The sequence below is a fragment of the Microbacterium sp. F1-18 genome (genome assembly GCF_052921305.1).
Window position 1 is genome coordinate 1 of the sequence record NZ_JBREVD010000004.1, and the last position, 20,899, is coordinate 20,899.

Below are 20,899 nucleotides of genomic sequence, written 5' to 3' on the forward strand. Positions count from 1 at the left end.
GAAGTCACGACGCGGACGATCATCGAACGAACGAGCCGGACGGTCGCCGAAGTCACGACGGGGACGGTCATCACGGTTCGGGCGGTCCGAGAAGTCACGACGCGGACGATCGCCGAACGAACGAGCCGGACGGTCGCCGAAGTCACGACGGGGACGGTCATCACGATTCGGGCGGTCCGAGAAGTCACGACGCGGACGGTCGCCGAACGAACGAGCCGGGCGGTCGCCGGAGTCACGACGCGGACGGTCATCACGATTCGGGCGGTCACTGAAATCACGAGGCGGCCGGTCATCGAACGAACGAGCCGGGCGGTCGTCACGACGGGGACGGTCATCACGGAAGGAGGGCCGCGCGTCGCCGAAGGTGCGGCGATCGTCGCGCGGCTGCGCCTCATAGGGGCGGCGGCCACCGGCATCCGATCGACGATCGTTTCCGTAGCCGCGCTGCTCCCGCGGTGCGCGGTCATCGCGACCGCCGCGGTCATCGCGGAAAGAACGCTCGCCGCGTCCGCCGCGGTCATCGCGCGCCTGCGAGCGGATGCTGCGGGCTTCGTCACGACCCGCACGGTCCTGCGAGGACCAGCGGTTCTTGCGACCGGTGTCTTCGCTCTCGGCACGGTAGCCGCGGTGACCGGGGCTCTTGCTGCCGGGGGTTCCCGCCGACGACTGTCCGGGGCGACGCTTCGCGTCCTGGTACGAGGTCTTCTTGCCGTAACGGGGCTCGAAGTTCTGAGCGCGGCCGCCGGCCGGCTTCTTGTTCTTGGGCATGGGTGTGTCCTTCTGGGTTCTCTGCACGAGAACAGCGCCCGCGCGCACGCGAGCAAACCCGGACATCCGTCGGCCGGGGGCCATTCACATGATGGTCATGCGCGCCGATCGGCGCTCACCATCGGCCCCATGGACTCACAAAACCTGTCGCGATCACGCGCTGCCCAGAGCCGACCCGCCCACGATACGGCATCCGCCTGAGAATCCGCCCGCCGGGTTACCCGGTGCCGATGCCCGGACTCGATGGGTGCCGCGACGCAAGGCTTCCGGCACGACACCCCGACTCGTCACCACCGGCCACGGCGCGCCGCGCGCGATCCATTGCATCGCGGCGAGTCGACAGCCCCGACAGAGGACGCCGATCGCCCGTCGGGCCGAGCGCACGAGGCCCGATTCCCGCGGTGCGGCGGCGTCGACGCGAGCCCGAGACGTGCCGCAATCAGGCCAGACGACGGCGACGGGGTCCGCGAGAGGGCCCGGGGATGCGCTGAGCCTGACGACGGGACGGCCCAGCCCCCGGCACATCCGATTCCACAGCGCGACCGGCACTGGTATCGGCGTCGGCCCCGGCGTGGTCGTCAGCCGCGACGGGGATGACGAGATGCGTCGGCGCGTCGGTCGAGCCGTCCACCGGCACGACGAGGTGGGTGGGCTCGGCCGTCGCGGCCTCGGCGAGGCGCCGCTGGCGACGAGTCATCGGGGCCGTACCAGCCGCACCGGCGCCGGCAGCCAAACCAGCACCATCACCAGCCCCGGCCCCCGCAGCACCCGCACCCACCGCACCATCCGCACCCGCGTCCCCGCGGCGCCGCGCCTCACGGCGCTCGCGTGCGCCCTCGACGAGGTTGTACAGGGTCGGCAGCACGAGCAGGGTCAGCAGCGTCGACGAGATGAGCCCGCCGATGACGACGATCGCCAGCGGCTGCGAGATGAACCCGCCGTGCCCGGTGATCCCGAGGCCCATGGGCGTCAGGGCGAAGATCGTCGCGAGCGCGGTCATGAGGATCGGTCGCAGACGACGCGATCCTCCGGCCATGGTCGCGTCGTGGGCCGACAGCCCCTTCTCGCGGTACTGGTTGACCAGGTCGATGAGCACGATCGCGTTGGTCACGACGATGCCGATGAGCATCAGCACGCCGATGAGCGACGCGACGCCCAGCGGCACCCCCGTCGCGATCTGCAGCAGGATCGCGCCGGTCGCCGCGAACGGCACCGAGATCAGCAGCAGCAGGGGCTGTCGCAGCGACTTGAAAGTCGCGACCATCACGATGTAGACGATGAGGATGGCGGCGAGCGCGGCGAGTCCGAGCTGCCCGAAGGCATCCTGCTGCTGCGTCAGCACACCGCCGATCTCGGCATCCGCGCCCTGCGGCAGCTCGACGGCGTCGAGCGCGTCGGAGACCACAGCGGATGCCGCGTTGAGGTCGTCGCCCGCGGGGGTGACGGTGACCGTGGCGGTGCGCTGACCACGCTGGGTCGTGATCGAGGTCGGCCCCTCGCTCTGCTCGACGGTGGCGACGTCCTGCAGCGGGATGGGCCCGCCGGCGGTCGGGATCGTGAGCTGCCGCAGCTCGTCGATCGACGCGGGTGCCTGCGACGCCGCGAGGTAGACCGTGAGCGAGGTGTCGTCGATCTCGACGGTGCCGATCGACTGCGGTTGCATCGTGCCCGAGACGATGCCCCCCACCGCGACCTCCGACAGGCCGCGGGATGCCGCCGCGTCGCGGTCGACGGTCACGGCGATGTAGGGCAACGAGGCCGAGAGGTTGGACGTGACCTGGCTGACGCCGTCGGCATCCTGCAGCGACGCGACGACGGCGTCGGTCGCTTCGCTCAGCGCCATCTGGTCGGGCGCGGTCACGTCGATCTCGATGTCGCTCGAGCCGAATCCGCCGCCACCCGCGGCGATCTGGATGTCGCCGACGCCCTCGAGGTCGGCCACGGCACGCTGCACGCGATCGCGCACGTCGAGCTGGTCGGCCGAGCTGTCGGTTGTGATCGAGTAGGTCACTCCGCCGCCCCCGCCAGAGAAGGCGTCGCGCAGCTGTGATCCGGACGAGCCGATCGACACCTGCACGGCGTCGATGCCCTCGAGCCCGGTGATCGCGTCTTCGACGCGCTGCGCGGCGGCGTCTTCGGCCTCGAGGGATGCCGCCGGCCCGAGCGTCTGCGTCATGGTGAAGGTGTTCTGACCCGAGTCGCCGAGGAAGTTCGTCTTCATCAGCGGCACAGCGGCCAGGGTGCCGCCCAGCACGAGGACGGCCAGCACGAGCGTGACGGCCGAGTGGCGGAGGGTCCAGCGGAGGATCGGGAGGTAGGCCTTCTGCAGCCGCGACGGCGGCGCCTCGGGGTCTTCGGGGTCGATGCGGCGGCCGTCGGGCGTGGTGACAGGCTTGCCCGGACGGAGGAACCAGTATGCGAGCACCGGCACGATCGTCAACGAGACGAACAGCGACGCCGACATCGCGATGGTCACGGTCAGGGCGAACGGGCGGAACAGCTCGCCGGTCAGGTCGCCGACGAAGGCGATCGGCAGGAACACGGCGACGGTGGTGATCGTCGACGCCGTGATGGCGGCGGCCACCTCTCGGACGGCCAGGGTGATGGCGGCGAGCTTGTCGGCGCCCTCGACGTAGTGCCGTTTGATGTTCTCGATGACGACGATCGAGTCGTCGACGACGCGGCCGATGGCGATCGTGAGCGCACCGAGGGTCAGGATGTTGAGCGAGTAGCCGAACGCCTGGATGCCGACGAAGGTGATGAGCACGCTCGTGGGGATCGAGATCGCGGTCACGATCGTCGAGCGCACTGACAGCAGGAAGACGAGGATCACGAGCACCGCGAACACGAGGCCGAGCAGGCCTTCCTGCGCGAGAGCCTCGATCGACTGCTCGATGAACGGAGCCTGGTCGAAGACGACGGTGAACTGGGCGTCGCCGCCGAGGTCGTCCTCGAGCGCGGGGAGGGCGTCGAGCACGCCGCGCGACACGTCGACGGTGTTGGCGGCGGGCAGCTTGGTGACCGCGATGGTCAGCGCCGGCTCGCCGTCGACACGCGAGATGGAGGTGACCGGTGACGGTTCCTGCGCGACGGTGGCGACGTCGCCGATCGTGGTCGTGCCCCCGGCGAGCTGCGCGGCATCCGTCGGCACGAGCGGCAGCGCCGACAGCTCGTCGACCGAGGCGATCTTCGCGCCGGTCTGCACGGTCAGCGACTGGTCGCCCTCGGTGATCTCGCCACCGGGGAAGAGCACCCCGTTCTGGTCGAGCGCGTCACGGATGGCCTGCTGCGTGAAGCCGGCCTCGGCGAGCGCGGTCTGGTCGGGGGTGATCGTGATGCGCTCGACACGGCCGCCGACGACCTGTGCGGCGTTGACGCCGTCGACGTCTTCGAGGTCGGGGATGACCGTGCTCTCGAGGCGGGCCTGCACCGATTCGGCGTCGTCGTAGCCGGTGACCGCCAGCTGGATCACGGGCAGGTCGTCGAGCGAGAAGCTCAGCACGTTCGGGGTGACCCCGTCGGGCAGCTGGCTGTCGATGCGGTTGATGGCCTGCAGGATCTTCTGCTCGGCGGTCGCCAGGTCGGTGCCGTAGGTGAACGACGCCTGGATGATCGAGGCGTTCGTCGAGCTGGTCGCCGTCGTCGACTCGAGCCCGGGAACACCCTGGATCGCGGTCTCGATGGGGGTCGAGACATCGGTGTTGACGACTTCGGGCGAGGCGCCGGGGTAGGTCGTGACCACGGAGAGCTGGGGCAGCTCGATCGAGGGGATGAGCTCCTGCTTGAGGTTCGTGAGCGCGAGCCCGCCGAACACCGCGGCGACGATCGTGATGAGCGCGATCAGAGCGCGGTTCTTCAGGCTGAGGACGGCGAGTTTCGACACGGGTTCCCTCGGGCGCACCGGACCGGCGCAGGTAGGTGTGATGCAGGCGAACGCGACGCGCTCGTCGATACATGGATGTATCGACTTCAGTATCCCACGCGGTCGCCGACGGAGCGTGGGCTCAGCCTGGGAGCAATCCCCCGATGACGATGCCGATCGCCGCAGCGATGACGGCCATCGCGAAGGTGCCGACCAGGTTCACGACCGCCCAGTCGCGCCGCCCACGCCGCATCAGCTGGATCGTCTCGACCGACACCGTGCTGAACGTCGTGTATCCGCCCAGCAGGCCGATGCCGAGAACGGCCAGCCAGTCGGGCGCGACGAGCGTGCCGAGTCCGGTCAGGAGCCCGAGCAGCCCGGACCCCGTGACGTTGATCACCAGGATGCCGACGGGGAAGGCGTCGCGCCGCCCCCGCATGAGCACGACGTCGAGGACGTAGCGGATGCCGGCCCCCAGGCCGCCTGCGACGATGAGGCCCACGAGCATCCCGGCGCTCACCCCGTTCATGCGGCATCCGTTTCGGGGCGGGTGCCGAGGGCGAGTCCGAGTGCCGCGGCGACGAGACCCCCGACGAGGCTGACCGCGATGAGGGCGAGTCCGACGATCGGCGCGGCGGTGGCGACCTGGATCGATTGCACGGCGAAGGCGCTGTAGGTGGTGAAACCGCCGAGCACGCCGGTGCCGGCGAACGCGCGGAGCCGTGGCCGGGTGGCAGCCCACCGGCCCGCGACGATGCCGAGCAGGAACGATCCGAGCAGATTGCAGCCGAGCGTGACCGCGGGCACCGCGAGCGGGTGCGCCCATCCCGTGAACGGAAGGGTGAACGCGGCGCGCACGGCGACGCCGACCGCACCGCCGATCACGACGAGGATCAGCGTGAGCGGCGAGATGCGCGCCCGCTCGACCACGTCGCCACCGTAGACCCGGCGGCCGATCGGCGGATGCCGCCACTCCGGGTCGCACCTCGGCTCATTTCCTATAGGATCGACGAAAGGTTCGCTCCCCCCATCGCAGAGGAGAACGCAATGACGCGTCTGTTCAACGACCCCGACGAGTTCGTCGAGGATTCCGTCGCCGGTTTCGTCGCGGCATCCGCCCGGTGGGTCCGCCCCGTCACGGGAGGCGTCGTCCGCTCGACCCGCGGCGCGGAGCCGACGGTCGCTGTCGTCGTGGGGGGCGGCAGCGGCCACTACCCCGCGTTCGCCGGGCTCGTCGGTCCGGGCCTCGCGCACGGCGCGGTGATGGGCAACGTGTTCGCGTCGCCCTCGGCGCACCAGGTGCGCTCCGTCGCGAAGGCCGCCCACGAGGGCCGCGGCGTGCTGCTCAGCTACGGCAACTACGCCGGCGACGTCCTGCACTTCACGCAAGCCCAGGACCGCCTTCGCGATTCCGGCGTCGACTGCCGCACCGTGACGGTCACCGACGACATCTCCAGCGCGCCGGCGCACGAGCGCGAGAAGCGGCGGGGCATCGCCGGTGACCTCGTCGTCTTCAAGATCGCCGGCGCAGCCGCGGAGGAGGGTCTCGACCTCGACGACGTCGAGCGCCTCGCGCGGCTCGCCAACGACCGCACCCGCTCGCTCGGCGTCGCGTTCGGCGGGTGCACCCTGCCCGGCGCCACCGAGCCGCTCTTCACGGTGCCGGAGGGCCGCATGGCAGTCGGCCTCGGCATCCACGGCGAGCCCGGCATCGACGAGGTCGACATCCCCACCGCCTCGGAGCTCGCGCGACTGCTGGTCGAGCGGCTCCTCGCGGAGCGACCCGACGACGCCGCACCGGCCGGCCGCGTGGTGCCGATCCTGAACGGACTCGGCTCGGTGAAGTACGAAGAGCTCTACGTCGTGTACGCGGCGGTCGACCGCCTGCTCACCGAAGCGGGGGTCGAGGTCGTCTCCCCCGAGGTCGGCGAGTTCTGCACGAGCTTCGACATGGCGGGCGTCTCGCTCACTCTGCTGTGGCTCGACGACGAGCTCGACCGGCTGTGGCACGCCTCGTGCGACACCCCCGCGTTCCGTCGCGGCTCGGTGGACGGCCGGGTCGCGGTGACGGCCGTCGCCGACGACGAGGCCGATGAAACCGAGGCGATCGGGCCGGCGTCAGAGGAGTCGCGCCGCGCGGCCGCCGTCGTCGCCCGCGCCCTCGAGGCCATCGCGGCGATGCTCGACGACCAGGCCGACGAGCTCGGACGCATCGACCGCATCGCGGGCGACGGCGACCACGGCATCGGGATGCAGCGCGGCAGCCGCGCCGCCGCGCACGCGGCATCCCGGGCCATCGCCGCCGGTGCGGGCGCGCGGACGGCATTGCAGCACGCCGGCGACGCGTGGGCCGACAAGGGCGGCGGCACGTCGGGCGCGATCTGGGGCGAGATGCTCCTCGACCTCGGCGCGGCCCTCGGCGACGACGACGCGGTCGATGCCGAGATCCTGTCGGCCGGCGTCGGACGCATGAAGGATGCCGTGATGTCGTTCGGCAAGGCCACGGTGGGCGACAAGACGATGATCGACGCGATCGTGCCGTTCGCCGACACGCTCCGCGACCGGCTCGCCCAGGGCGATGCCCTGCTCGACGCCTGGGAGACAGCCGCCGACGCCGCACAGGCCGCCGCTCAGGCGACCGCCCAGCTCACCGCCCGGCTCGGTCGAGCCCGTACCCACGGCGACCGGAGCCTCGGCACCCCCGACCCCGGTGCGATCTCTTTCGCACTGGTCACCCGCACGGTTCTCGATGTCCTGAAGGAGGACGCCTGACATGGCACTGCGACTGATCGTCGGCTCGGATGACGCCGGCTTCGAGTACAAGGAACGCATCAAGGCCGACCTGGAGGCGAACCCCCTGGTCGCCGAAGTGATCGATGTCGGCGTGGACGCCGACAGCCACACCAACTACCCCGCGGTCGCCACCGCGGCCGCCGAGCGGGTGCGCGACGGCGAGGCCGATCGCGCGATCCTCATCTGCGGCACCGGGCTCGGTGTCGCGATCGCCGCGAACAAGGTCACCGGCATCCGCGCGGTCACGGCGCACGACTCCTACTCGGTCGAGCGGTCGATCCTCTCGAACGACGCGCAGGTGCTGTGCATGGGCCAGCGCGTCGTCGGGATCGAGCTGGCGCGACGTCTGGCTGCGGAATGGCTGACCTACACCTTCGACACCTCGAGCGCCTCGGCCGAGAAGGTGCGCGAGATCTGCGCGTACGAAGAGGGGTGAGGACCGCCCGATGATCATCGGTGCGAGCCTCAAGACCTATTTCTCGCACGCCCGCACGCTGACCTGGGTGTCGGCGGTCGCGGCGATCCTCGACGACCATCCCGCCCGTGACCGGGTCACCGCCTTCGTCGCACCTCAATTCCCCTCGATTCCCGGCGCGCTCGAGCTCGCAGGACGTCTGGCGGTCGGGGCGCAGGACATCGCCGTTCACGATGTCGGCGCCTACACCGGCGAGGTCTCGGGAGCGGTGCTCGCCGAGCTCGGATGCCGCTACGCCGAGGTCGGCCATGCCGAACGTCGCCGGATGTTCGGCGAGACCGAGACCGTGGTGTCGGCCAAGACCCACGCAGCTCTCCGGAACGGCCTCATCCCGGTCGTCTGCGTCGGCGAGGACGACGAGGCGGGGATCGACGCCGCGATCGCCACGTGCGCCGACCAGGTGCGCAGCGCTCTCGCGGACGCCGACGATGCGGGCGTGCGCGGGGCGGTCGTCGTCGCCTACGAGCCGCTGTGGGCGATCGGCGCTCCGGCACCTGCGACGCCCGACCACATCCGCGCGGTCTGCTCGGGGCTGCGAGCCCAGTCCGGCATTGTCGATCGCGAGGTCTCGATCATCTACGGCGGCAGCGCAGGACCAGGACTGCTCTCGCAGATCTCCGACGACGTCGACGGCCTCTTCCTCGGCCGGTTCGCGCACGACCCGCGCGCAGTTCGTGACATCCTCGATGAGGTGGACGCCCTCTCGGGGTGAGGCGCGCGCCGTGCGAACCGGAAGAGGGACGATGACCGCATCACGGGACGGCAACCTGCGGGGACTCGATGCGACGATCGAGCGTCGGGGACTGCGCGACCACGTCTACGAGCGCATCCTCCAGCTGCTGCTGAGCGGCGAGGCGGTCCCGGGCCGCCGGCTGTCGATCGACACGATCGCGCGTCAGCTCGACGTGTCGCAGACCCCGGTGCGCGAAGCGCTCGTCCAGCTCGAGCGCACCGGTCTGGTCACGCGTGAGGCGCTGCGCGGTTACCGCGTCGCCCCGCCCCTCGGACTCGATCAGCTGCGCGAGCTCTTCGACGCCCGGATCATGCTCGAGACCCACGCCACGCGTCTCGCGACACCCGCCTCGGACGAGATGCTCGACGAGCTCCGTGCCGCGGAGGAGGAGCATCGCAGCATCGGCAAGCGTGTCATCGAGGCCCTGAGCGCGGGCACCCCCGACCTCGAGCTGACCGCGGCCTACTTCGTCGCCGACGCGGCGTTTCACCGCGTCGTGTTCGATCACTGCGGCAATCGATACCTGACGGAGATGTCCGAGACCCTCGGAGCCCAGCTGCACCGGATGCGGCAGTCGGTCCGGCATGGCGTGACGGACGTGCGCGAGGCGATCGCCGAGCATGAGGCGCTCGTCGACGCCTTCGCCACCGACGACCCCGACGCCCCGGAGCGGTCGATGCTGCACCACCTCGAGCAGGTGCGCCAGCGATCGCTCGGGCTCGAACAAGCCTGACGTCGTCGCCCGGAATTCGCTCTTGCAGCGTTCTCTATTTCCTATAGGATCTACGGGAGTCCTCGACCGGACCCGCTCGCCAATGGAGTCGTCATGAATGCACCGTCGCACCCGTCCGCCCCTACGCCCGGCCCGATCGCCGTCTGCATGCACGGTTTCGCACCGGTCGCCGCAGACGGGACGCGTCTGCACGACGCCGACGCCGAGACCTGGAACGACGTGTTCTCGCAGGTCGAACGGCTCGGCTTCACCGCGGTCGAGATCGCGGACAGCCACATCCGCCCGTCCGAACTGACCGCATCCCGCCGCGCGGAGCTGAAGTCGATCGCGACGAGCCACGGCGTCGAGCTCGTCTCGGTGCACGTGCAGCGACAGAGCGTCATCCAGCCGGGCAAGGGTGAAGAGAATCTCGCATACGCGCACCGCGCCATCGATGCGGCCGCCGAGCTCGGCATGAGCGTGTTCTCGACGGGACTCCACCAGCCCTTCAGCGACGCGCAGCGCGCCGCGCTGTGGTTCTGGACGGCCCCGGGCCCCGTCGACCCGGACGACGCCGACACCCGCGCGCTCGCGGTCCGGCGCCTGCGCGAACTGGGCGAGCACGCGGCATCCGTCGGCCTGCCGATGTCGCTCGAGATGTACGAGGACACCTATCTCGGCACCGCCGACAGCGCCGTGCGCCTCATCGAGGAGATCGGGCTCGACAACGTCGGCCTCAACCCCGACATCGGCAACCTCGTGCGCCTGCACCGCCCCATCGAGGACTGGCGCGAGATGCACGAGAAGACCCTGCCGTACGCCAACTACTGGCACATGAAGAACTACGCACGCGACGAGTCCGCCGACGGCAGCTGGCAGACCTCGACGCCGACGAGCATGGAGCTCGGCCTCATCAACTACCGGGCGATGGTCGCCCGCGCGCTCGAACTCGGGTTCCGCGGCCCCTTCCTCATGGAGCAGTACGGCGGCGACAGCCTCGGCGTCTGCGCCCGCAACCGCGACTACCTGACCTCCCTGCTTCCGGCGACCGCCGGAGCCTGACCGACACCGACGAGGAGAACGTCATGACCGAGAACGAACGCCCCGTGTACGCGGTGGTGGGAAGCGGCTACATGGGCGGCGGCATCGCGCAGTCGCTCGCCCTGTCCGGCGCCGACGTGCGCATCGCCGACGTCGACATCGACGTCGCCCGAGGCAACCGCGACCGCCTCATCGCCGAGGCCGCGCAGTTCGCCGCCGACGGGCTCTTCCCCGCCGACGCCGACGCTGTCATCGCCGACCGCGTCACCGCCATGACGATCGAGGATGCCGTCGCCGGCGCGTCCTTCATCGAAGAGGCCGTGCCCGAGAAGATCGAGATCAAGCACGCGACCCTCCGCCGCATCTCGGCGGCGGCAGCGCCCGACGCGATCATCGGCAGCAACACCTCGACGATCCTCATCGGGCGTCTCGCCGAGGCCGTGACGAACCCCGGCCGGTTCCTCGGCGTGCACTTCTCCAACCCCGCCCCCTTCATCCCGGGCGTCGAGCTGATCCCCCACGCCGGCACGGACGAGGCCGCGCTCCCCGTCGTCGAGGCCATCGTCGCCGCGACGGGCAAGGAGACCGCGCGGGTCAAGGATGCCACCGGGTTCGTGCTCAACCGCCTGCAGTACGCGCTCTTCCACGAGGCGACCCAACTGGTGGAGGAGGGCGTGGCCACTCCCGAGGACATCGACACCATCGTCCGCACGACCTTCGGCTTCCGCCTGCCGTTCTTCGGACCCTTCGCGATCGCCGACATGGCCGGACTCGACGTGTACGCGTTCTGCTACGCGTCGCTGCAGACCGAGTTCCCCGAGCGGTTCGCGACGCCGCCCATCCTCGATCAGCTCGTGTCGGCCGGCAAGCTCGGCACGAAGTCGGGCGCCGGCTTCCTCGACGTGCCCGCCGAGCGCACGCCGGAGCTCATCGCTTACCGCAACAAGGCGTACGTCGCGATGAAGAAGCTCATCGACGAGCTCGGCCCCGCCCCGATCCACCCCGCACAGGACTGAGAGAACCCGCCATGGCATCCGCCTTCCCCGCTGAACGCACCGTCATCCTGACCGGCGCCGCGAGCCCCCGGGGCATCGGCCGCACGACCGCCTTCCACCTGGCCGAGCGCGGCTGGCACATCGGCATCGTCGACGTCGACGCGCAGGCCGCCGAGCGGACCGCCGCCGAGGTTGCCGAGGCCCACGGCGTTCGGGCCGTCGGCGTCGGGGCGAACGTGGCCGACCGCGAGCAGGCCGTCGCCGCGATCGACGCGCTCGAGGCGTCGCTGCCGCAGATCGTCGCCCTCGTGAACTTCGCGGGCGTCTCATCACCCGTGCCGTACCTCGAGGTCACCCCCGAGGAATGGCACCGCGTCGAATCGATCAACCTCGACGGCGTGCACTGGGTCACCCAGCGCGTTGCACGCACCCTCGTCACGAACGGCGTCGGCCGCCTGGTGGGCATCTCGTCCGTCTCGGCGCAGCGCGGCGGCGGCACCTTCTCGAAGACGCCCTACTCGGCGGCGAAGGCGGGGGTGATCGGTCTGATGCGCTCCGTCGCACGCGAGCTCGGACCGCTCGGCATCACGGCGAACGTCATCTCGCCGGGCCCGATCGACACCGACATCATGGGCGGCACGCTGACGGAGGAGCGCAAGACGGCGATGGCCGCCGACGGCGTCCTGCCTCGCATCGGCACGCCCACCGACATCGCCGCGGCCGTGGCGTATCTGATCAGCGAGGACGCGGGATTCGTGACGGGCCAGACCCTGAACGTCGACGGCGGCCTCTACATGCACTGAGGCTCCCGTGAACCGCAAATGGACGCGCGGACGCCTCGGGTTCCTGGCCATCGGGGTGATCTGCGTGGTCGTCGGCCTCGTCCTGATCATCCCCTCACTCGGCGGCTGAGCCGCCACCTCGTCACACCTCACACGAACTCGAAGGAGAGTCACTGTGTCCTCATCGGACTACGGTCCCGCGACGCGGGCCAACGTCACGGTCGCGAATGAGCTGCTGAGCAGCCCGCACCTGGCGAGCGGCATCAAGAAGGCCACCTACCGGCTCATGCCGATGCTCATCATCCTGTACTTCGTCGCGTTCCTCGACCGCACGAACGTCGGGTTCGCTGAATCCGCTCTCGAAGTCGACCGGGGCATCTCTGCGGGCGCGTACGCCCTCGGAGCCGGCATCTTCTTCATCGGATACGCGCTCTTCGAGATCCCCTCGAACCTGCTGCTCGACAAGTTCGGGGCGCGCTTCTGGCTCGCCCGTATCGCGGTGACGTGGGGAATCGTCGCCTCGCTGTTCGCCTTCGTCAACGGCGAGACCATGTTCATCGTGCTGCGCTTCCTGTTGGGCGTCACGGAGGCCGGTCTGTTCCCCGGCGTCATCATGTTCCTCGCGCAGTGGTTCCCCAACAAGCGCCGCGTGCAGATGTTCGCGCTGTTCTACCTGGCGCAGCCGTTCTCGCAGATGCTCGGCGCTCCCCTCTCGGGCGGCCTGATCAGCATCGGCGACCAGGTCACCCCGTGGGCCGGGTGGCAGGTGATGTTCTTCGTCGAGGGCATGATGGCCGTCGTCGCCGGTATCGCCGCGCTGTTCTTCCTCGTCGATTCGCCGCAGAAGGCGAAGTTCCTCGACGACGATGAGAAGGCCGCGCTGAAGGCGGTGATGGAGCACGAAGACAGCGTGAAGGAGTCGGATGGTCCCCGCGGCATCGGCGCGGCGCTCATCAACTGGAAGGTCTGGTACTTCACCGTCATCTACTTCTGCCTGCAGATCGCGGTGTACGGCACGACGTTCTACCTGCCGCAGCAGGTGTCGAACCTGATCGGCCAGTCGGTCGGCTGGCAGGTCGGTCTGGTGTCGGCCATCCCGTGGGCGGTCGGCCTGTTCGCCTGCTACTACGTCGGCAAGCACGCCGACACCGTGCGCCGCCGTCGCGTCTGGGGTGCGCTGTTCTTCCTCGTGACGGGATCGGCCATCCTCGTGTCGGCGTGGGCCGGGGCCAACGGCCAGGGCCTGCTCGGCATCATCGCGATCACCGTCGCGGTCGCGGCGTTCCTGTCGACGGGCCCCATCACGTGGTCGTTCCCGACCTCGTTCCTCACCGGCGCCGCGGCCGCGGCCGGCATCGGCCTCATCAACTCCCTCGGCAACCTCGGCGGCTTCGTCGCCCCGATCATGCGCACGGGGATCAACGAGGCCGTCCCGACCGAGAGCGGAGCATGGGGCGTGGTGTCGCTCGGACTGTTCGCGTTCCTCGCCGCCGTCATGATGTGGGCGACCCGGTTCTTCAGCTCGAAGGCCGACGCGCTCCTGACCTCGGGAGAGACCACGCGCCGCTGACGCGTCGCGCTCTCTCGAACGGCCCGGCGTCGCCTCGTGCGACCCGGGCCGTTTCGGCGTTGCGCCGAGGCTGTACGGTCAGCCGAGGACGAGCGAACGGATGGCGGACTCGGGCGAGACCGTCGTGTCGAGCAGCATCCCCGACCGGTAGCGCTCGAACACGCGGGGGTCGATGTACGAGCTGCGGGCAACAGCGGGAGTGTTCCCCAGCGCCGTCGCGGCGGCGCGCACCGCTTCGACTTCAGCCTGATGGACAGCGCGAGCGGTCTCGGCGATGCCCATGCGAGCGAGAGCATCCGCCGCGACGACGGTGCCGCGGAGGGTGCGGAAGTCCTTCGCGGTGAAAGGACCGCCCGTCAGCGCACGCACATACGCGTTGACGTCGTTCGGGGTGAGCGGCACCCGCCGCCGCTGCCGCTGCCATGCCAGCAGCGGCGACGACGGCCGCCCCTCGATCAGGAGCATGATCGCCGTGGCGAGATCGGGGTCGGGGATCTCGAGCGCCTGCCGCTGCCCGCTCTTGCCCGAGAAGGCCAGGCTGACGACGGCGTCGGCCACCGAAGCGTCGCGACGTCGAAGCGTCGTCAGTCCGCGGCTGCCGTGCTGAAGGAGGTAGCGCTGCGACCCGATCCGAAGCGCCGAGCGGTCGAGCAGTCGGAACGCCGCCGCCAGGACGCGCTCGCGGTCGAGGTCGGACCGCCGCAACGACGCGGTCGCCCGCGACCGGGCGCGCGGCAGCGACTCCGCGAGCTGGAGCGCTCGAGCGTACTTGCCCTTGTCGCGGCTGCGTGTCCAGTCCGGGTGGTAGATGTACTGACGGCGTCCCGCGTCGTCGGTGCCGACGACCTGGATGTGGCCCTGCGGATCCGCGCAGATCCACACGTCCTGCCAGGCCGGCGGGATGACGACCGTCCGGATGCGGGCGAGGTCGCGCCGGCCGATGGCCGCGCCCGCGGCATCCGTGTATCGGAACCCCTTGCCCGCGCGGATGCGGCGGATGCCGGCATCGACGTCGGGCCGGACCCGGACGAGCCGCGCCACCTCAGTGGTTGCGCAGCATCGAGATGATCTGCGCCTTCTTCTTGCCGGAGTAGCCCGAGATGCCGAGTTCCTTGGCGCGCTTCTTCAGATCGTCGACGGTCCAGTCCTCGTAGTCGCCGGACTGACCGCCCCGACTGCCGACCTTCTTGCGGCCGTCTCGGGCTGCGGCGTTCGAGATGCGCGCGGCCTTCTCTTTCGAGGCGCCGTCTTCGCGCAGCTCCTCGTACAGTTCGGGGTCTTTGAGACTGTTCGATCCGCGTCCTTGTGGCATGGCGGTCTCCCCTCTTCGTCAGGCCGAGATTACGACCGCCGCGAAGGTCGTTGCACGTGCTTGACAGGGGTTCGCGCGAGGGCGTAGCCGGTTCCCCAAGCGCGAGCCGACGCGAATGGCACCACACCCGGCGCTGACACGACCATTCGCGTCGGGTCAGCGGGCGGGCAGGGGTGCAGACGCGGATACCACCGGGGCGGATGCTGCGTCAAGGCCTCGGCGCTCACGCTCGGCATTCTCTAACGTTGCCTTCAGCCCTTCACGGGGCCGGAACGTCTCGCAGTGGGACGGACATTGGGAGACAGACAAGGAGCCCCCATGAACATCTTCCTCATCATCATCATCGTCGTTGCGATCGTGCTCGCGATCGTCAGTGGCCTGAACAGCGCCCTGAGCTGGCTGCTCTGGGTTGCCCTGATCGTCGGTGTGATCGCGCTCATCGCGTTCCTCTTCCGAGTGATCAGCGGCAACAAGCGCGTCTGACCGCCGCGCTGCGCGAACGCCTCCACCTGCGGGTGGGGGCGTTCTGCTTTTCCCGGGGAGGCGCCCGCCCTCCCTGCGAGAAGCCCCCGAACCCTCCGACGCGGCTCGGCACCCCTGGACGAATCGCGATATATCGTGTTATCTTCGCCACACGCGATATATCGCGAACCATTCGCGGCAACCGTCGCCTGACAAGAGGGAACGCCATGACACTGCAGAAATGGATCGTCCACCCCGACGAGACGCGGGTGATCGACATCGACGACATCCGCAAGCTCAAGGTGAGCATGGTCGGCGGGCAGATCGACATCGTCGCCCACGACGAACCCGGCGTCCGCATCGAGGTGCACGCCGTCACCGGCAAGGACCTGCGCATCGAGGCGACGGGCGACGTCGTCGAGATCGACCACCCGCAGCTGCGGTGGGACAACTTCACGCAGGTGTTCCGCAACTTCGGATCGTCCGGGCCGAAGGCCGAGATCATCGTCGCCGTCCCCCGCGGCACCGACCTCACGCTCGGCGTCGTCAGTGCGAGCGCGCTCGTTTCCGGGCTCGAGGCCGACGCCCGCCTCAACACCGTCTCCGGCGACATCATCGTCGACGGCATCACCGGCGACGTGAACGCCAACGCGGTGTCGGGCGACGTGCAGATCCGCGAGCTGACCGGAGCACTGACCGCGAAATCGGTGTCGGGCGACGTCGCAGCGATCGGCGCCCTTCGGGCCGCGGACATCGACACCGTGTCCGGTGCCATGCTCGTCGACTCGTCGGGACCGATCCAGTCGATCACGCTTCACACCGTCGGCGGCGACGCGACCGTGCGCCTCGACGAGAGCCTGCCCGCGAACTACCAGGTGCGGAGCGTCAGCGGGCGCGTGCTCATCGACGGTGTCGTGCGCTCGGGCCAGGGCGCCGGTCCGCTCACGAGCTTCACCGGTTCGACCGGCGAGCTCAGCGGTTCGTTCGTCGATGTCCGGACCAACTCGGTCTCCGGCGACCTGACGGTCCTGCGTCGGTCCGCCGGTGCGCCCGCCGATGTCACCTCAACGACCGCACCGGCGGTTTCGGGCGAAACGGATACCGCGACGCCGGCAGACTCCGCGCCGCCGACGGCCGTCGCCGCCCCGGTGACCGAAGACGACGTGCAGCGCCACGAGGAGCACTGACCATGCCGCCCGTCTTCTCCCACGGCGACCTGCGCCTCTACCTGCTGTCGCTGCTCGACGAGTCGCCGCGGCACGGCTACGACCTCATGCAGGCTCTCACCGAACGCACCGGCGGCACCTACTCTCCGAGCGCCGGCACGATCTACCCCCGCCTCGCGAAGCTCGAAGACGAGGGACTCGTGACCAAGACCGTCGACGGCCGCAAGACCGTCTACGAGATCACGGACGCCGGCCGCGACGAGCTCTCAGCCCGGCGGCACGATCTCGACGGCATCCAGGCAGGCCTGGCCGACAGCATCCGTCTCATCGCCGACGAAGTGCGCGGCAGCGTCCGCGCCGCCATGAAGAGCCTGCAAGCCGACCTCGCCGCCGCGGCGAACGTCGACCACGAGACGGCCACGCGTCCCTCGGCGCCCGAGAACCCGCGCGCCGAGGCCCGGGCCCAAGCGCAGCGCGCGGATGCCGCGATCGCCGAGTTCCGGGCGAACGTGAAAGCCGACCTGCGGTCGCACGTCGCGCGAGAGGGCGACGTCGCAGCATCCGTCGTCGACGATCTCATCGACACGCTGACCCGCGCTCGCACGGACCTGCTGCAGGCTCTGCGAGGTTGACCCGCGCAGCGCCACCCCGCGACGAGGACCTCTGCCCGCCCGCCTCAGGGCTCGGGCCAGAGGTCTTCGTCGTCTGCGGCGGTCTGCCCCTGCGGCACCACGAGGATCGGGCGCTGCTGACGATGCGCGAGCCGCGCAGCCACCGATCCGGTGAAGAACTCACGGATCGACTCGCCGATGCCGCGGCGACGCGTCCCGACCACGAGCAGCTTCGCGTCGAGGCGGTCGGCGAGGTGCTTGATCGCGAGCGCCGGGTCGCCGACGAGCTGATGCACCGTCCACTCGACCGACGACGATGCCAGCGCTTCCGCCGCCGAGGCGCGGATCTGCTCGAGCTGCGCCGCGCTGGAAACCACCCCGAGATCGATGGGTGCGGTGTGGACGTAACCGTCGGGGTCTTCGTAGGTCACGAACCGCGTGACGTCGACGTGGACCACGATGAGTCCGACCCCGAGCATCGACGCGTATCGAGCGGCCTCGATGATGACGCGAGGCGACTGCCCGGGGATGACCCCCACGATGACCGGCGTAGGCGGAAGGCGGCTCTCGTCGCCCGCGGAGTGCTGATCGGCCATGGTCGCCCCCTGTCTGAGCGGCGGCACCGGCGATGGCGCGGGGCCCCCGTGTTAGTCTTAATGCTACTCTTCCCCGGCACATCGCCGGATCGTGAAATGCTCCGGGCACCGCTGAACAGCCCGTGACTCAGAAATGAGGGGGTCTCGCATGGGGCGTGGCCGTCAAAAGGCGAAGCACACCAAGATCGCACGTGAGCTGAAGTACGACACCTACAATGTCAACTTCTCCTCGCTCGAGAAGGAGCTCGCTCATTCCGACGACGATCAGTACGTCGACAAGTGGGCTGACCAGTACTCCGACGAGTACGAGGACGAGAAGGCCTGACCGGGCTCATCACCATGCGCCGTGGCGCTGCTCCCACTCGTCCTCGATCGTGTGGGGACGTGTGACGACGATCCCCGCAGGGATCGCCGCGAGCATCAGCACACCGACCATGATGAGCGGGGCCGTCCAGTCGCCCGTCGCTTCGTGCAGCAGCGCGAACGAGATGGGGAACACGGCGGCCACGGCATAGCCGACGCTCTGGGCGAATCCGCTGAGGGCGACCGTGCCCTCGTGGGTCCTCGTCTTGCGCTGGATGAACACCAGCGCCGCCGGAAACAGCATCTGAGGCGTGCCCAGCAGCACGACCCACAGCACGACGGCTGACCCCGGAGCGATGAGCAGTCCTGCGACGGCGACGAGCCCGGCCGACGCCGCGATCGCATAGATCGCGCCGAGCCGCTGCCATCGCGTGATGACGAGCGGCACGAGGATCGACCACGGCAGCCCCATGGCGCCGAAGAGCGCGAGGAGCGACCCGGCGGCGGCGTGCGACACACCCGCGAGGTCGACGAGGATGATCGGCAGCCACGCGAACGACGCGTAGACGCTGGATGCCGACACCGCGAACGTGATCGCGATCGCCCACGCCATCGGCAGCCGCACCAGCCGGCCGAGCACGTTCGGAGACGGAGGGGGAGGCACCGCGGCATCCGCGGCCGCTGCGGCGATGCGCGACCGGCGGAGCGTCACGAGCCAGGGAACGACCGCCAGCACGGCGAAGACCGACCACAGGCCGAGCGAGAACCGCCATCCCGCCGTGTCGGCGATCGGCACCGCGACGAGCGGGGGCACGAACGCGGCGACGGCGAGCATCGTCGAGTAGACCGCCGTCATGGTCCCGACGCGGTCGGGGAAGTACGTCTTGATCAGCGGCGGCAGCACGACGTTCCCGGTGCTGATGGCGGCGAACAGGACGGTCGTGGCGATCAACAGGATGCCGGCATCCGGTGCCAGCGCACGGCCGAGGAGGGCCGCCGCGGCGACGACCATCGCCGCGACCGCGAGCCGCTGCAGGCCGAACCGACGCTCGAGAATAGGGGTGACGACGCCGAACACCGCGAAACACACCGGCGGCGCCGCCCCGATGAGCCCGGCCACCCACGACGGCACGCCCAGATCGGCGTCGACCTCGGTGAGGATCGGCGACAGTGACGCGACGGCAGAGCGCAGCGAGAAGGCGACGAGGATGACGCCGAGGAAAGCGAGGACGCGTCCGCGCCAGAGTGACGTCACGACTGCTGGGTGCCCTCGACCCAGTTCAGATACTCGTCGCTCACGGTTCCGGTGACGTAGCGGCCGTCGAAGCAGCTCATGTCGAGGTCGACGATCTCCGTGCCCTCGACGATCGCTGCCTTGAGGTCGTCGATCTCCTGGTACACGAGGTAATCGCAGCCGAGTTCCTCGGCGATCTCGGGGATCGTCCGGTCGTGCGCGATCAGCTCATGACGCGAGGGCATGTTGATGCCGTACACGTGCGGGTAGCGCACCGGCGGCGCGGCCGACGCGAACGTCACGCTCTTGGCCCCGGCATCCCGAGCCATCTGGATGATCTCCTTCGACGTCGTGCCACGCACGATCGAGTCGTCGATGAGGAGCACGTTCTTGCCCTTGAACTCGCTCGACATCGCGTTGAGCTTCTGGCGCACGCTCTTCTTGCGCACAGCCTGGCCGGGCATGATGAACGTGCGGCCGACGTAGCGGTTCTTGTAGAAGCCCTCGCGGTACTCGATGCCGAGCTTGCGCGCGACCTGCATGGCCGCCGGACGCGACGAGTCGGGGATCGGCATCACGACGTCGATCGCACCCTGGGGCGTGTACTTGGCGATCGTGTCGGCGAGACGCTCACCCATGCGCAGGCGAGCCTCGTACACCGAGATGCCGTTCATGATCGAGTCGGGACGAGCGAGGTACACGTACTCGAACGAGCACGGCGCGAGCTGCGTCTGCTGCGCGCACTGGCGCGTGTGCAGGGTGCCGTCGGCGTCGATGAAGACGGCTTCGCCGGGCTCGACGTCGCGCACGACCTCGAAGCCACCGTTCTCGAGCACGAGCGACTCGGAGGCGACCGTCCACTCGTCGCGGCCGTTCTCAGCCCGGCGCGTACCGAGGATGAGGGGACGGATGCCGAACGGGTCGCGGAAAGCGAGCAGGCCGTGACCGGCGATCAGCGCGATCGCGGCGTACGAGCCCTCGACGCGCTCGTGCACGCGCTCGACGGCCTGGAACACCTGATCGGGGTCGAGGTCGAGACCCGAGATCGTGGTCTGCAGCTCGTTGGCGAGCACGTTGACCAGCAGCTCGGTGTCGGAGCTGGTGTTGAGGTGGCGGCGGTCCTTGCTGAACAGCTCGTCGGTCAGCTCGCGGGTGTTCGTCAGGTTGCCGTTGTGCACGAGCACGATGCCATACGGTGCGTTGACGTAGAAGGGCTGAGCCTCTTCTTCGCTCGACGCGGTGCCCTTCGTGGCGTAGCGCACGTGACCGAGCCCGATGTTGCCGAGCAGCGAACGCATGTCGCGCGTACGGACCGCCTCGCGGACCTGGCCGTTGGCCTTGAAGATGTGGAAGACGCCGCTGTCCTCAGCGGTCGCGATTCCCGTCGAGTCCTGGCCGCGGTGCTGCAGCAGCAGGAGGGCGTCGTAGATCTCCTGGTTCGCCGGCGACTGCCCGACGATTCCGACGATTCCGCACATAGGGGG

Annotated in this window: 21 protein-coding genes; 13 read left to right on the plus strand and 8 right to left on the minus strand. The window is 69.6% G+C overall.

Translation table 11 applies throughout. The features are described 5' to 3' along the window. On the plus strand, positions 1 to 969 hold a 969-nt coding region (locus ACU6RU_RS11995; protein WP_446726641.1), incomplete at its 5' end, for a hypothetical protein. Between the two features lie 238 nt (positions 970 to 1,207). On the opposite strand, the gene ACU6RU_RS12000 is transcribed toward ACU6RU_RS11995, so the two are convergent. From ACU6RU_RS12000 to ACU6RU_RS12010, 3 genes are all read right to left on the minus strand, one after another. Continuing rightward, positions 1,208 to 4,651: an efflux RND transporter permease subunit gene (locus ACU6RU_RS12000; RefSeq protein WP_446726642.1), complete on the minus strand. Its 3,444-nt coding sequence runs from the start codon at positions 4,649 to 4,651 to the stop codon at positions 1,208 to 1,210. A gap of 121 nt (positions 4,652 to 4,772) precedes the next feature. Then, positions 4,773 to 5,159 carry a fluoride efflux transporter FluC gene (locus tag ACU6RU_RS12005; RefSeq protein ID WP_259455282.1) on the minus strand — a complete coding sequence of 129 codons (387 nt, stop codon included), beginning with the start codon at positions 5,157 to 5,159 and terminating at the stop codon, positions 4,773 to 4,775. Beyond that, positions 5,156 to 5,560 (minus strand): fluoride efflux transporter FluC, encoded by a 405-nt coding sequence (locus tag ACU6RU_RS12010; RefSeq protein ID WP_259455283.1) that lies wholly within the window; start codon positions 5,558 to 5,560, stop codon positions 5,156 to 5,158. The genes ACU6RU_RS12005 and ACU6RU_RS12010 overlap by 4 nt, the downstream gene beginning before the upstream one ends. A 117-nt stretch (positions 5,561 to 5,677) precedes the next feature. On the opposite strand from ACU6RU_RS12010, the gene ACU6RU_RS12015 reads away from it, so the two are divergent. The 8 genes from ACU6RU_RS12015 to ACU6RU_RS12050 all read left to right on the plus strand — a co-directional run bounded on the left by ACU6RU_RS12015 (position 5,678) and on the right by ACU6RU_RS12050 (position 13,731). Next, a complete protein-coding gene (locus ACU6RU_RS12015; protein ID WP_446726643.1) occupies positions 5,678 to 7,402 on the plus strand; it encodes a dihydroxyacetone kinase family protein in 1,725 nt (574 codons plus the stop codon). A 1-nt stretch (position 7,403) separates the two neighbouring features. After that, complete coding sequence (locus ACU6RU_RS12020) at positions 7,404 to 7,859, plus strand: ribose-5-phosphate isomerase (RefSeq protein ID WP_120263772.1); 456 nt, start codon at positions 7,404 to 7,406, stop codon at positions 7,857 to 7,859. Between the two features lie 10 nt (positions 7,860 to 7,869). Beyond that, the gene (locus tag ACU6RU_RS12025; protein WP_289330649.1) at positions 7,870 to 8,610 is read left to right on the plus strand and encodes a triose-phosphate isomerase family protein; all 741 of its coding nucleotides are present in this window, start codon (positions 7,870 to 7,872) and stop codon (positions 8,608 to 8,610) included. A gap of 31 nt (positions 8,611 to 8,641) precedes the next feature. After that, the gene (locus ACU6RU_RS12030; protein WP_120263774.1) at positions 8,642 to 9,364 is read left to right on the plus strand and encodes a GntR family transcriptional regulator; all 723 of its coding nucleotides are present in this window, start codon (positions 8,642 to 8,644) and stop codon (positions 9,362 to 9,364) included. 93 nt (positions 9,365 to 9,457) lie between these two features. Next, positions 9,458 to 10,405: a sugar phosphate isomerase/epimerase family protein gene (locus tag ACU6RU_RS12035; RefSeq protein WP_120263775.1), complete on the plus strand. Its 948-nt coding sequence runs from the start codon at positions 9,458 to 9,460 to the stop codon at positions 10,403 to 10,405. A gap of 23 nt (positions 10,406 to 10,428) precedes the next feature. Continuing rightward, positions 10,429 to 11,400 carry a 3-hydroxyacyl-CoA dehydrogenase family protein gene (locus tag ACU6RU_RS12040; RefSeq protein WP_446726644.1) on the plus strand — a complete coding sequence of 324 codons (972 nt, stop codon included), beginning with the start codon at positions 10,429 to 10,431 and terminating at the stop codon, positions 11,398 to 11,400. A gap of 11 nt (positions 11,401 to 11,411) precedes the next feature. Then, on the plus strand, positions 11,412 to 12,182 hold the full coding sequence (locus ACU6RU_RS12045; RefSeq protein WP_120263777.1) for an SDR family NAD(P)-dependent oxidoreductase: 771 nt from the start codon (positions 11,412 to 11,414) through the stop codon (positions 12,180 to 12,182). A gap of 154 nt (positions 12,183 to 12,336) precedes the next feature. Beyond that, positions 12,337 to 13,731, plus strand: a complete 1,395-nt coding sequence (locus tag ACU6RU_RS12050; protein WP_259455284.1) for an MFS transporter — start codon at positions 12,337 to 12,339, stop codon at positions 13,729 to 13,731. 78 nt (positions 13,732 to 13,809) lie between these two features. Here ACU6RU_RS12050 and ACU6RU_RS12055 read toward each other — a convergent pair whose 3' ends face one another. Together ACU6RU_RS12055 and ACU6RU_RS12060 are read right to left on the minus strand one after the other, a co-directional pair. Continuing rightward, positions 13,810 to 14,772 carry a DNA topoisomerase IB gene (locus tag ACU6RU_RS12055; RefSeq protein ID WP_446726645.1) on the minus strand — a complete coding sequence of 321 codons (963 nt, stop codon included), beginning with the start codon at positions 14,770 to 14,772 and terminating at the stop codon, positions 13,810 to 13,812. Between the two features lies 1 nt (position 14,773). Then, on the minus strand, positions 14,774 to 15,043 hold the full coding sequence (locus ACU6RU_RS12060; protein WP_120263779.1) for a DUF7218 family protein: 270 nt from the start codon (positions 15,041 to 15,043) through the stop codon (positions 14,774 to 14,776). Positions 15,044 to 15,361: 318 nt separating this feature from the next. Here ACU6RU_RS12060 and ACU6RU_RS12065 point away from each other — a divergent pair, with 318 nt between their 5' ends. From ACU6RU_RS12065 to ACU6RU_RS12075, 3 genes are all read left to right on the plus strand, one after another. Continuing rightward, entirely contained in the window at positions 15,362 to 15,526 is a 165-nt protein-coding gene (locus tag ACU6RU_RS12065) for a hypothetical protein (protein ID WP_023953086.1), read from the plus strand. Between the two features lie 206 nt (positions 15,527 to 15,732). Then, a complete protein-coding gene (locus ACU6RU_RS12070) occupies positions 15,733 to 16,692 on the plus strand; it encodes a DUF4097 family beta strand repeat-containing protein (RefSeq protein ID WP_446726646.1) in 960 nt (319 codons plus the stop codon). A 2-nt stretch (positions 16,693 to 16,694) separates the two neighbouring features. Then, positions 16,695 to 17,303 carry a PadR family transcriptional regulator gene (locus ACU6RU_RS12075; RefSeq protein ID WP_120263781.1) on the plus strand — a complete coding sequence of 203 codons (609 nt, stop codon included), beginning with the start codon at positions 16,695 to 16,697 and terminating at the stop codon, positions 17,301 to 17,303. A gap of 44 nt (positions 17,304 to 17,347) precedes the next feature. Here ACU6RU_RS12075 and ACU6RU_RS12080 read toward each other — a convergent pair whose 3' ends face one another. Then, positions 17,348 to 17,878 carry a universal stress protein gene (locus ACU6RU_RS12080; RefSeq protein WP_120263782.1) on the minus strand — a complete coding sequence of 177 codons (531 nt, stop codon included), beginning with the start codon at positions 17,876 to 17,878 and terminating at the stop codon, positions 17,348 to 17,350. 148 nt (positions 17,879 to 18,026) lie between these two features. On the opposite strand from ACU6RU_RS12080, the gene ACU6RU_RS12085 reads away from it, so the two are divergent. Continuing rightward, positions 18,027 to 18,203: a DUF3073 family protein gene (locus ACU6RU_RS12085; protein ID WP_023953093.1), complete on the plus strand. Its 177-nt coding sequence runs from the start codon at positions 18,027 to 18,029 to the stop codon at positions 18,201 to 18,203. 9 nt (positions 18,204 to 18,212) lie between these two features. Here ACU6RU_RS12085 and ACU6RU_RS12090 read toward each other — a convergent pair whose 3' ends face one another. Both ACU6RU_RS12090 and purF read right to left on the minus strand, forming a co-directional pair. Beyond that, a complete protein-coding gene (locus tag ACU6RU_RS12090) occupies positions 18,213 to 19,436 on the minus strand; it encodes an MFS transporter (RefSeq protein ID WP_446726647.1) in 1,224 nt (407 codons plus the stop codon). Then, entirely contained in the window at positions 19,433 to 20,893 is a 1,461-nt protein-coding gene (gene purF, locus ACU6RU_RS12095; protein WP_120263784.1) for an amidophosphoribosyltransferase, read from the minus strand. The genes ACU6RU_RS12090 and purF overlap by 4 nt, the downstream gene beginning before the upstream one ends. Positions 20,894 to 20,899: the final 6 nt, after the last annotated feature.

Coding starts and splice junctions, on each gene's coding strand:
- ACU6RU_RS12060 (WP_120263779.1), bottom strand. CDS start 15,043: ATGCCACAAGGACGCGGATCGAACAGTCTCAAAGACCCCGAACTGTAC.
- ACU6RU_RS12025 (WP_289330649.1), top strand. CDS start 7,870: ATGATCATCGGTGCGAGCCTCAAGACCTATTTCTCGCACGCCCGCACG.
- ACU6RU_RS12005 (WP_259455282.1), bottom strand. CDS start 5,159: ATGAACGGGGTGAGCGCCGGGATGCTCGTGGGCCTCATCGTCGCAGGC.
- ACU6RU_RS12045 (WP_120263777.1), top strand. CDS start 11,412: ATGGCATCCGCCTTCCCCGCTGAACGCACCGTCATCCTGACCGGCGCC.
- ACU6RU_RS12040 (WP_446726644.1), top strand. CDS start 10,429: ATGACCGAGAACGAACGCCCCGTGTACGCGGTGGTGGGAAGCGGCTAC.
- ACU6RU_RS12070 (WP_446726646.1), top strand. CDS start 15,733: ATGACACTGCAGAAATGGATCGTCCACCCCGACGAGACGCGGGTGATC.
- ACU6RU_RS12015 (WP_446726643.1), top strand. CDS start 5,678: ATGACGCGTCTGTTCAACGACCCCGACGAGTTCGTCGAGGATTCCGTC.
- ACU6RU_RS12065 (WP_023953086.1), top strand. CDS start 15,362: ATGAACATCTTCCTCATCATCATCATCGTCGTTGCGATCGTGCTCGCG.
- ACU6RU_RS12080 (WP_120263782.1), bottom strand. CDS start 17,878: ATGGCCGATCAGCACTCCGCGGGCGACGAGAGCCGCCTTCCGCCTACG.
- purF (WP_120263784.1), bottom strand. CDS start 20,893: ATGTGCGGAATCGTCGGAATCGTCGGGCAGTCGCCGGCGAACCAGGAG.
- ACU6RU_RS12075 (WP_120263781.1), top strand. CDS start 16,695: ATGCCGCCCGTCTTCTCCCACGGCGACCTGCGCCTCTACCTGCTGTCG.
- ACU6RU_RS12085 (WP_023953093.1), top strand. CDS start 18,027: ATGGGGCGTGGCCGTCAAAAGGCGAAGCACACCAAGATCGCACGTGAG.
- ACU6RU_RS12035 (WP_120263775.1), top strand. CDS start 9,458: ATGAATGCACCGTCGCACCCGTCCGCCCCTACGCCCGGCCCGATCGCC.
- ACU6RU_RS12020 (WP_120263772.1), top strand. CDS start 7,404: ATGGCACTGCGACTGATCGTCGGCTCGGATGACGCCGGCTTCGAGTAC.
- ACU6RU_RS12030 (WP_120263774.1), top strand. CDS start 8,642: ATGACCGCATCACGGGACGGCAACCTGCGGGGACTCGATGCGACGATC.